The organism is Rhizobium sp. AQ_MP, assembly GCF_014237835.1.
GTDB lineage: Bacteria > Pseudomonadota > Alphaproteobacteria > Rhizobiales > Rhizobiaceae > Allorhizobium.
Genome location: NZ_JACJVI010000032.1, coordinates 1 through 10,896, shown reverse-complemented (window position 1 = coordinate 10,896; position 10,896 = coordinate 1). Strand labels below are relative to the sequence as shown.

Genomic DNA, 10,896 nt, shown 5'->3' with positions numbered 1-10,896 from the left:
TTCCTGTCGGTGAGCGGTGGCGGTGCAACGCTTGCATCTCTGAAATCGGAGGGGCAGGCCCTTGTCTACACGCTGTCAGGCGATGGTACGCAACTGACGGCCCGTGCTGGCAGTGCCGAAGGCAATCTTGTCTTCACGGTCAAGCTGTCCGACGAGGGCAATGGTTCCTATGAGTTCGACCTAGATGGCGTTCTCGATCATCCCGTGAAGGCCTCGGGCGCCCAAAATGAGGATGTCCTTTCCTTCCGCTTCACCTTCACCGCCCGTGACGGCGATGGCGATGTCGCAGAGAGCGGCTTCACTGTCAAAATCATCGACGACAGTCCTGTTCAGACCGGGGACGGTAACCACAATGCGCCGCTTGATGAAGATGATGTTGCAGCCATTGTCAACGTTCAGCCTGCTGGCACGGATCGCAATCAGCCTCAGTCGCTCTCCGGTCAGATCAGCAAGGTGAACTTCGGCGCTGATGGCTTTGGTTCACTTGCATTTTCCGGTGCTTTCAGCGTTCCGAACGAGAATAGCGGTGTACTCGTTGTCAACGAAAACGCAGGGGCGGAGTCTGGCCTTACCTCGGATGGTGATCCCGTATACCTCCGTCTTGTCAATGATGGCCGGACGATCGAAGGCTTCGTGCCGGACCGCGAGGGTGAAGTTGTCTTTAGGGCGATTCTGAACGGGACGGACCGTGGCTACACCGTCAACCTGCTGGGCAATATTGATCATCAGCCGGGTGCTGAGGGCCGTGGTGACGCGCAGTCGCTAAACTTCGACGTTCGTGCGACCGACGGTGACGGCGACTATGTGGATGTCAACATGTCCATCCGCATTCGTGACGATGCGCCTGTGGTAAGCAATCCGGCTGGCGTTGCGCCTGGCGTTTCGAACGCGAGCATGCAGGAGAACGACATCGCAGCGATCCTTGGTGTCCAGGGTGCCGGCACGGATGGCGCGCAACCTCCAAGCGCTTCGGGCAATCTGCTCGTCAATTTCGGTGCCGATGGCTTTGGATCGACCGCATTCTCTGGTGGGTTCAATGTTCCGAATGCTGGATCCGGCATTCTCGTTGCAGGCGACCTCAACGGTGTCGACTCTGGCTTGAAGTCTGACGGTGTGACAGTGATGTTCCGTCTTTCGGCTGATGGCCAGGTTATCGAGGGCTACAAATTCGGCAGCAACGAGGTTGTGCTGAGGGCTCAACTTGATCAGAACGACGCCGGATGGACGGTCGACCTGCTCGGCAATATCGACCATCAGCCGGGGGATTCCGGTCGTGGCGCTGGCCAGTCTGTCAACTTCACGGTCACCGCGAAGGATGGCGATGGTGATCCTCTGGATGTGACGCTGTCAGTTCGGATCAATGACGATAGCCCAGTATTCGACGACAATGCGCGTAGTGAAGTGTCAGAGGACGGGAGCAAAACAGTTACTGCGAGCCTGAATGGTCTTGACTGGGGCGCTGACGATGGTGCGGCGCGCTCTCTTACGATTTCCACCGCTGTGGGCGTTAAAGATCATACCAATGCTGAAGTTAATGAGCTGCGCTCGAATGAAAAAGTGGTGTCCTTCACCCTGGTTAGCGGCGTGCTCGTTGCTTACGTCGATGCCAAACCAGAGTCGATTGATGCCACAAATGTCGTCTTTACCGTAACGCCGGATGCATCAACAGGCTCCTATACTTTTGATCTGCGACAGCCTCTCGACCATACATCGCCCGTAGGTACGGATCAGCACATCGATCTGGACTTCACTGTAACAGCTACAGACAGCGATGGTGACCCAGCGACAGGTTCGTTTACGGTGCGTGTCGATGCAGCTGGCACGATCGGTTCGATCAATTACAGCGATCTTGACACGGGCGTGTTTGTCAATCTGAGCGAAGCTTCCGAGAACCGAAGCGGTCAGACGGTCGCTGCGAACACGGCGACCGATCGGACAGGCGCCAATATCGTCGGCGTCGACGGCATGGCAGGTGTCAACGACGCTTTCGGCAGTTCAGTAGCGGATATCCTGGTCGGTGGTGCTGAAGCCAACGTGCTGAAGGGCAATGAGGGTGATGACATCCTAATCGGTGGCAAGGGTAGCGACACGCTGGACGGCGGCGATGATGACGATACCTTGATCGTCTCAGCCGATATTGATGTCGTGAACGGTTACGGTCCACGCACCTTTACGCGGGGGGATGGGACGTCCGAAGATGTTTCCATCAACGGCCGCTCAGGTGAAGGCGATACCCTCATCGGTGGATCAGGTTTCGATACCGTCCGCTTCGAACCCGCCTCGGGAGCGAACGGTTTTGTCTTCGATCGCGCGAACGCCAGCCTTGGCCTATCGGGTGTGGAAAAGTTTGTAGGCACTGACGGTGATGACATTATCCTGCTTCCCAATGCTTACACGACTTCGGACAGCCCGCTGATTGAAATCGAAGGTGGCAAGGGCAACGACGTCCTGCAAGGTTCTAATGCGCAAGGGGACAAGATCTCCGGTGGTGACGGTAGCGACGCTATCTCAGGTCTTGGTGGTGATGACGATATCAGCGGTGGCAATGGTGATGACCGGATTTGGGGTGGCGAAGGCAATGACCTCATTCGCGGAGATTGGGGCAAGGACACCATTTATGGTGGCAACGGCAATGACACAATTTACGGGGGTGGGGACGATGACGTTCTTGACGGCGGTGCTGGCAACGACGCCTTAGATGGTGGCGATGGCAACGACGTTCTCACTGGAGGAACGGGGACCAACAGCCTCTTCGGCGGCAAGGGCAACGATGTCCTGGGCGGCGATAGTGCAACGCAGACGACGGCTTTCGACGGTGGAGAAGGGATTGATACCCTGCATGTGAAGTCTCCAGGCAGCAAGGTAACTGTGAACCTCGCAACTGGCACGATCACGGGCGGCCATTACAATGGGAGTACTGTTGTCGGCATCGAGAATGTTGAGAACAAGAGCCCGAACTCGGCGGTCGAATTCATCGGCGACAATGCTGACAACATCCTGATCGGCGGCAACAAGGACGATGTGCTCTCGGGCGGCGCTGGTGACGATCTTCTGCGAGGCGGCGATGGCAACGACGCTCTCACTGGAGGAACGGGGACCAACAGCCTCTTCGGCGGCAAGGGCAACGATGTCCTGGGCGGCGATAGTGCAACGCAGACGACGGCTTTCGACGGTGGAGAAGGGATTGATACCCTGCACGTGAAGTCTCCAGGCAGCAAGGTCACTGTAAACCTGGCAACTGGCACGATCACGGGTGGCCATTACAATGGAAGTACTGTTGTCGGCATCGAGAATGTTGAGAACAAGAGCCCGAACTCGGCGGTCGAATTCATCGGCGACAATGCTGACAACATTCTGATCGGTGGCAACAAGGACGATGTGCTCTCCGGCGGCGCTGGTGACGATCTTCTGCGAGGCGGCGATGGTAACGATGTTCTCACTGGAGGAACGGGGACCAACAGCCTCTTCGGCGGCAAGGGCAACGATGTCCTGGGCGGCGATAGTGCAACGCAGACGACGGCTTTCGACGGTGGAGAAGGGATTGATACCCTGCATGTGAAGTCTCCAGGCAGCAAGGTTACCGTTAACCTCTCAACCGGCACGATTACTGGCGGCCACTACGACGGTAGCACCGTCGTGGGTATCGAGAATGTTGAGAACAAGAGCCCGAACTCGGCGGTCGAATTCATCGGCAACGATGCTGACAACATTCTGATCGGTGGCAACAAGGACGATGTGCTCTCTGGCGGCGCTGGTGACGACACGCTCGACGGCGGCTCCGGCGCGGACCGACTGGCCGGCGGCGGCGGTTCCGATACAATGATCGGTGGAGGGGACAACGATCAATTCTTCATCAACGGCGGCAACGACACAATCTTTGGCAATGCGACCGATCTGACGGTTGACGCAAATCGTCTCGCGGCGAGAGGCGAAAGCGATACGGTCATCGTTTACGGTGCCCAGAGCGACTATGCGGTCACCCGTGACCTCGACGGTTCCTGGACCATCACCAGCGCGAGTGAAACCGACAAACTCTATGGCATCGAAGGTATCAACTTCGATGGCGGCCAATTGGTCGAACTCGACCTCACAGCCAATGTCTTGGTGTTCAACGCCGCAAGCCAGCTGGTCGGCACCTTCGCGACCATCCAGCAGGGCGTGAACTTTGCCGATGCAGGCTTCACCGTCGAAGTCCGGGAAGGGACCTACAACGAAGCCGTGGTCATCGGTGAGGGTATCACCCTCAAGGGCGTTGGTACTGTCATTGTGGATGGCGGCGAGGCTGGACCGGCCATCACCGTCAACGGCGGTGGCGCCGGCCGATCGCTCCTGATTGACGGCATCGATCTGAAGAGTGCGTCGTCGTCCGTCATTCTGATCGCCAAGACGGCAGAATACGACTCCGTCTCGCTGAAGAACGCGGAAGTCACCGGTGGCGACTATCACGGTCTCTTCGTCGAAAACGCTGTCAACGTGGATGGCTTGACGGTGGAGAACGTGAGCTTCTCCGGCAATGCCACTGTGGAATCCGGTGGTGCAGGGGAAGGTCCGATCACCATCTTCCTTTACAACGGCAATGTCACCTTCAAGAATGTTGACGTCAAAGATCCGGGCGCTGCTGCCGAAAACGGCATCCAGTTGCGTGGCGTGGACGCTCCGTTCCAGCCGATGGGCACCGTGGTGTTCGACAATGTCGACGTTAGCGGCACCTACTCCAAGGTCGGCGTGGCGATCTACAACTTCACCAATGCCAACGGACTGCAGATCGTCAGTGGTGGTCTCGACGTCAACGTCAACGCGAAGTGGCACGGCCTCAACATCGACAATGTCGGTGGAACCATCGATCTCTCGGGCGTACCGCTGACGGTCGTCAATAGCTTTGCAGGTCCGTCCAACGATATCGCTATCCAGGGCACATCCGGCAACGAGACCTTCACCGGAGATGACAGCGACGACTTGCTCTTCGGCAAGGGTGGTGGTGATCGCCTGAATGGCGGCGCCGGCAATGACATATTCGTTCTTGCAGGGGATGTGACCGGAAGCGGCACGCGCAACATTCAACTGGGTGATGGCAGCGTCCGTGCAGTTTCGATCGCAGGGCTTGCGGGCACGTCCGACATCGTCAGTGGCGGCTCAGGCGGCGATAGCATCGTGCTCAACAGGGGAGCGACCCCCGGCTTTGTCCACGACACCGATTCCGCTCCGAGCTTCATGAGCGGGATCGAAGCGATCAACGGCACCGATGGTCGCGATGTGATTATCGTTAATGACACCTACATGAGCGATGCCGTCGGTGGCGGTATCCTCATCTCCGGCAATGCCGGCAACGACGTTCTCGGCGGTGGTGCCGGTTCGGATACCATCTATGGCGGCGACAACGACGACCTGATCTCCGGTCTCGGTGGCAACGACACGCTTGATGGTGGCGCCGGCAATGATGAAATCTGGGGGGGCGCCGGCAACGACACGCTGATCGGTGGTGGAGACAACGACCAGTTCTTCATCAACGGCGGCAACGACACTGTCTATGGCAATGCGACTGATCTCACTGTGACGAGTAACCGTCTCGCAACAGCCGGTGAAAGTGATGCGACTGTTGTTTATGGGAACCAGGCTGATTATGCCGTGACCCGCAACAGTGATGGCTCCTGGACGATCTCCAGCGCTGGCGAAACCGATACTCTGTATGGTGTCGAGCATATCAACTTCAACGGTGGCCAGGTCGAACTCGACCTCACGGCGAACGTCCTGGTGTTCAATGCTTCCGGAGAACTGGTCGGGACCTACAACACGATCCAGGAAGGCGTCGACAATTCGTTGAACGGCTTTACGATCGAAGTGCTTCCCGGCACGTACAACGAGAATGTGACGATTGGCGTCTCTATCACGCTTGTCTCGGTTGGCGGTCGTGACAGCACGATCATCAATGGCGTCTCCACCGGCTCTGAAAACGCGACCATCACCGTGCTGGGTGGCATTGATAATGTGTCGATCGGCACAAATGGCAACGACGGCTTCACAATCGTTGGATTTGACAAGGGCAATCCGGGAATCGAACAGGCTGCTGTCTATCTGCTGAACGCTGTCGCCGGAAACCCGACCGACAATTTCCATATGGTCGGTAATGAGGTTGTCGCTAATGGCGAAGCTGCATTGCTTTCCGACTGGAATGCTGCGGTTACCAATGCAGTAATTGATCGCAACATCTTCTCCGGCAAGACTTTTGTTGGTGCAGAGCCTGCGACGGGCGATCAGTTTACCGTGCCGAACGTGGCGCGTCAGCTGGTGGCGTTCGGACAGGGTTCCACACCTGCGAGCAATAACGCCGACAATATCACGTTTACAAACAACGCGATCACCGGAGCAGCGGGAGGAACGTCTGCTGGCAACAATCTGGTGACGATCGACGCTTCGAACTCGAACATTTCGAACAATATCTTCACCGGACACACGGCTGGTGGCAGTTTTGCCCTGCGGGCACGCGGCGAGGGCACTTCGATTGAGAACAACACGCTCGATCACAGCGCCGGCGGCAACAGTGCAGGCATCTCGGTCAACAATCATGGCATGCCGGGAACCTATCTCGGCAATGAAGTGATTGGCGGATCCGGTGATGACGCTATCTTCGGCATGACCCCGGGCGCTGATCTGATCAGCGGCAATGGCGGTAACGATATCCTTGCGGCCGGCGATGGTGACGACACCATCTATGGCGGTCAGGGTAGCGATGCCATCTATGGTCAGGGCGGCAACGACACGCTGGAAGGCGGCGATGGCCATGACATCATCGATGGTGGCGCTGGTCAGGATGTTCTGCGTGGCGGAAAGGGTGACGACGTCATCCGAGGTGGTGCCGACAACGACCGCATTGGCGGCAAGGAAGGCAATGACACGATACACGGCGACGCTGGAGCAGACGAAATCTGGGGCGATGCCGGCGACGACACCATTGTCTGGAATGTCGGCGATGGTGCCGACCAGATAAGCGGTGGATCAAACACAGCAGTTGGCGATACGCTGCAGGTGCGTGCAACGGGAGCCGGACAAACCATCTCCCTGGAGAAGCCGGCGGTTGGATCTGGCTTCAAGGTCTCGGAAGCTGCCAGCACTGATGTCGTCAGCGTCAGCGGGGTCGAAGAAGTCGAAGTCGACTTCACTGCAGGGGCTGGGACTTTGAATATCGTCGGCGACTTTGCCGGATCTGGTATCAACATCAATACGATCTCGGTTGAAGGTGGAGCAGGCAACGATAGTGTCGATGCTTCGCTGATGTCGGGAACAAGCCCCAATTCAAAGGTTGGGATCGACTTCAACGGCAATGGTGGCAACGACACATTCAAGTCGGGAGTAGGCGACGACGTCTTCAACGGCGGCGACGGCGATGACACCTTCTACGCAGGTGCTGGCCGTGACATCTTTGACGGCGGTTCAGGCGACGACAGGATCGTACTTGCCGGTGCGAGCACTGATTATACGGTCACCTTCAATCCGGACGGAACGGTTTCGATCCAGAACAATGGCTCGTCCGATGTCACAACCGTTGATATGAATGTCGAGACTGTGAGCTTCGCCGGTGGTGGTGATCCGATCACCATCAATCCTGTTTCGGTCTTCGACAGCTTGAATGTCTACCGCGGCTCGTTCGCCACCATCCAGGAGGCCATCAGCAATGGCGCCACCGTTGACGGCGATGTCATCGTTGTTGCTTCAGGCAGATATGACGAAGATCTGACGATCACCAAGGCCATTACCATCCGTGGCGCCAACTTCGGTGTTGCTGGAAGTGATGAAGAACGTGGTGGCGAAACCACGATCGATGGCACAGTCACGGTGTCGACGGCGGTGGGATCGGTCGTGATCGACGGTGTCGAAGTCCGGAACTCGAGTAACAATGCGACGCCATTCAATGGCTTGACAGTTACTGGTGCCGCCAACCTTTCGCTGATGAACAGTGTCTTTGCTTCGGCGAGTGCAAACGGATCTGATACAGACCGCGCAATCTATCTGACAACGGCGGCTATCGGCGCCATTGTAATCCAGAACAACGCATTTGGCGGTTCCTTTGCGGAACCTGGCAAGTACGGAACTGCGAGCTGGAACCGGGGCATTTGGTCTGACGGGAACGCATCGTCGCTGACAATTACCGACAATGTCTTCGAGAATGTCCGGACAGCGATGAACCTCGACTCCTATGATGATGCAACGAGCAATGTGTCCGGAAACACCATAAAGAACTCCGGTTCTGGCATAAGTGTAGGCGTAGGCAGCAATTCGGAAATTCTGAATATCGATGACAACAGCTTCAGCAATGTTGATACGGACTTCAACTTGCAAAATCTGACCACTGACATTGTATTCAGTCTCAACGAGAACCATGCCTCGGATACAATGCTCGTTCTCGGTGGCTCTGGTGATGACTCCATCACCGGTACCACTGGGATTGATGCCTTGTATGGCAGGGCCGGCGCTGACGCCCTGTTTGGTCTTGACGGCAATGATTTCTTGTTCGGAGAGGGTGGCAACGACATCCTCAATGGCGGTCTTGGGCTGAATACGATGACCGGCGGTGACGGCGCAGATACCTTCGTCTTCGACGAGACCGCGTTTAGCGAATTCGACGTCGCCGATGTCATCACGGACTACAATTTCGTAGCAGGCGATGCGCTGGATGTCTCCGCACTGCTCGACAGCCTGCTGGGCGAGGATGCAAGCGACGGTGACAGGTTGCATGCAGTCGCAACACGAAACGACGGCGTGAACACGTTCGTCAGTGTCACTGATGAGGGTGTGACGAAGGACATCGTCATGCTGAACGGTGTCCACGACGTCAAGATCCTGTATGACGACAAGCATGTCCCGGTCGTGCACGACTGATTGGCTTTGTCGCACTCAACTGAACCTGGAAGGGGCCCGTTGTGGCCCCTTTCTTGTTGGTGAAGGTCGTCGCGCGTCGTCTGGTCTCGTTGTTGGCAGGCAGTTGATCGTGAGCGCAACGAGCGCGCCATTTTGCCGCTGCGGCTGGCTTGTGCGGACGCTCCGGCGCCACCGCTCCCACAACGGTCATGCGCGCACCGTCGAGCTCGATCTCAATTCTACACGCAGCACTGCTCGCGACATCGAATGCCATCGCGCGTTGCACGCCTTGGCTGTCGACTGCATTTGCTGGCACGAGAGCCGGCTCCCTGACCAAGGCGCTGCCTGCTTTTCCACCAATCGCCCAGCTTCCCGACGCCATGCTTTCAGCAAGTCACGATTGGCCCCGTGCCGCCGGAAACAGCTGAGATGTTCGCGTCGGGTTCAGCGCTGACAATCCGCGGCTTCCCTTCCTCAATACGTTCTCGCCGCTTCCGTCGCCCGGTGATCACCTCAATCCGTCGGTATCCGCCTTCATCACGAGCCTCATGCATGGCTTCATCCATGACTCCAAGCATGGCATCAGCGTAGTCTCTGACCATCCCATTCAGCTCCTCTCTATGAAGCAGCATATCTCGCGGCCGCAATCACAAAAGAAAAGGTGGGGTGTTCGTCACGCTCACAAACAAAACTGCGGCATGTCTGCGGCATTCCCGTTAGCAAGCTATACTCCGTTGGTCCGACACCCTCTCTGATCGTGTAATTTCTGCTGCCTCATGTCACAAAAGCGCTGTCACACCGCTCGTGTTGACGTCATCTCGGCGGCTGCCCCCAAAGGACGCGGTTGGCGACGCTTGATGATTTACGCTCGTTGCTGGTTCAAGAACTAAAGCTGCAAGGGTTGCTTAAGCGTAGTGGTCGCAAATAAGGCGTCGTTCAAGCTTCCTTCTCGAAGTCACCCGCCGTGGAATGACCACCTATGGTGCACCGGAGCGCGTGGGGCGTGCAGGGACGAGTTTACTGCTTTTTGTAGTGGCCTGTTGGCCTTTTCTCGCTGGTAACTTCTATACTGAGACGCTCTCGTTCGCCGTCTTGCTCGCTGTCTAGCCCGCACCAAACGCCGCTGGCTGGGACTATGGCTGGTCGAGTAGGCAAGCGGATCATGTAGCGTTGACAAAGGCGCTCAGTGATACGGCCCGCGATTGCCTGCCTTGCCTGGTCTCGCTGCCTGGCGTCAATTCCAGCCAAGGCTCTTGCCTCGTTGTCGGGCACATCCTTCAAGACCATTTCGATATGGTGGCTCAGACGGCTGAGGACTACGGGCCTGTCATCCTTGTAGAAGCTGAGCGATGCGGTAACAGAACGGGCAATCGCATCTGCCAGGAACGGGGCCAGGTGCAAGTCACTGCGACGGCTTGCGCCAGATCCAGCAAAGCTCCGGATGGTTGTGCGACGCAGGCAGCCAAGCGCAATTGCGACATTGAGTCGAAGACGCTTTTGGGATTGATCTTGCATATCAGAGCCTGCCTTTAACGGGGATCACAATGGGACGCGTTCCTATTATGTTCTCGTGTGGTCCGAGGTCAAGAGTGATGGCAGCAACGATCTTGACCGACAGAAGCGTTGCCACACTTGCTGACGAGCGCTGCTGAGGCAACGCCTTTCCGATTAAATGTCATCTTGGAAAAACGGCGCAGATAGCCACCAACCTGTCGATATCGGCTGGCTTGAAATGGCTGCGGCCTGGATGTGGCTCATCGGCCGCAAAATTCAGTTGGATGCGGCGGGTTGCCAGGTGTCCGGCTTGCTGAAACCCTCATCGACCGGACTTTATTTCCACATCCCACGCATCTTGGCGGCGACGTCGATCCTGATCTGGCTGGCACTTCGTCCCGTGGTCGTTGCTTCCACCTTCGGCCAGCTCGTCTGCTCGAAAAACTGCAGGAGCATGGCCGGGATGAAACGCGTCCGCGAGGCATAGACATGTCTGTCGCCCCTGGAATTCTGCCCATGGGTGTAAAAGCGTTGCGGCGTGATCAGGCT

The 10,896-nt window shown here is 57.1% G+C and carries 2 protein-coding genes and 1 pseudogene; 1 reads left to right on the top strand and 2 read right to left on the bottom strand.

The window, feature by feature from the left end:
• Positions 1-9: 9 nt before the first annotated feature.
• Entirely contained in the window at positions 10-8,874 is an 8,865-nt protein-coding gene (locus H6M51_RS24795; RefSeq protein ID WP_348644572.1) for a DUF5801 repeats-in-toxin domain-containing protein, read from the top strand.
• Positions 8,875-9,239: 365 nt separating this feature from the next.
• Here the strand turns inward: H6M51_RS24795 and H6M51_RS24790 are convergent, their stop codons facing one another.
• Both H6M51_RS24790 and H6M51_RS23510 read right to left on the bottom strand, forming a co-directional pair.
• Positions 9,240-9,455: a hypothetical protein gene (locus tag H6M51_RS24790; protein WP_246780664.1), complete on the bottom strand. Its 216-nt coding sequence runs from the start codon at positions 9,453-9,455 to the stop codon at positions 9,240-9,242.
• Positions 9,456-10,683: 1,228 nt separating this feature from the next.
• A pseudogene (locus H6M51_RS23510) lies at positions 10,684-10,896 on the bottom strand (ATP-dependent helicase); the annotation flags it as partial.

Bases quoted from the DNA above. Each gene is read 5' to 3' on its own strand.
- H6M51_RS24790 (WP_246780664.1), bottom strand. From the start codon at position 9,455: ATGGTCAGAGACTACGCTGATGCCATGCTTGGAGTCATGGATGAAGCC.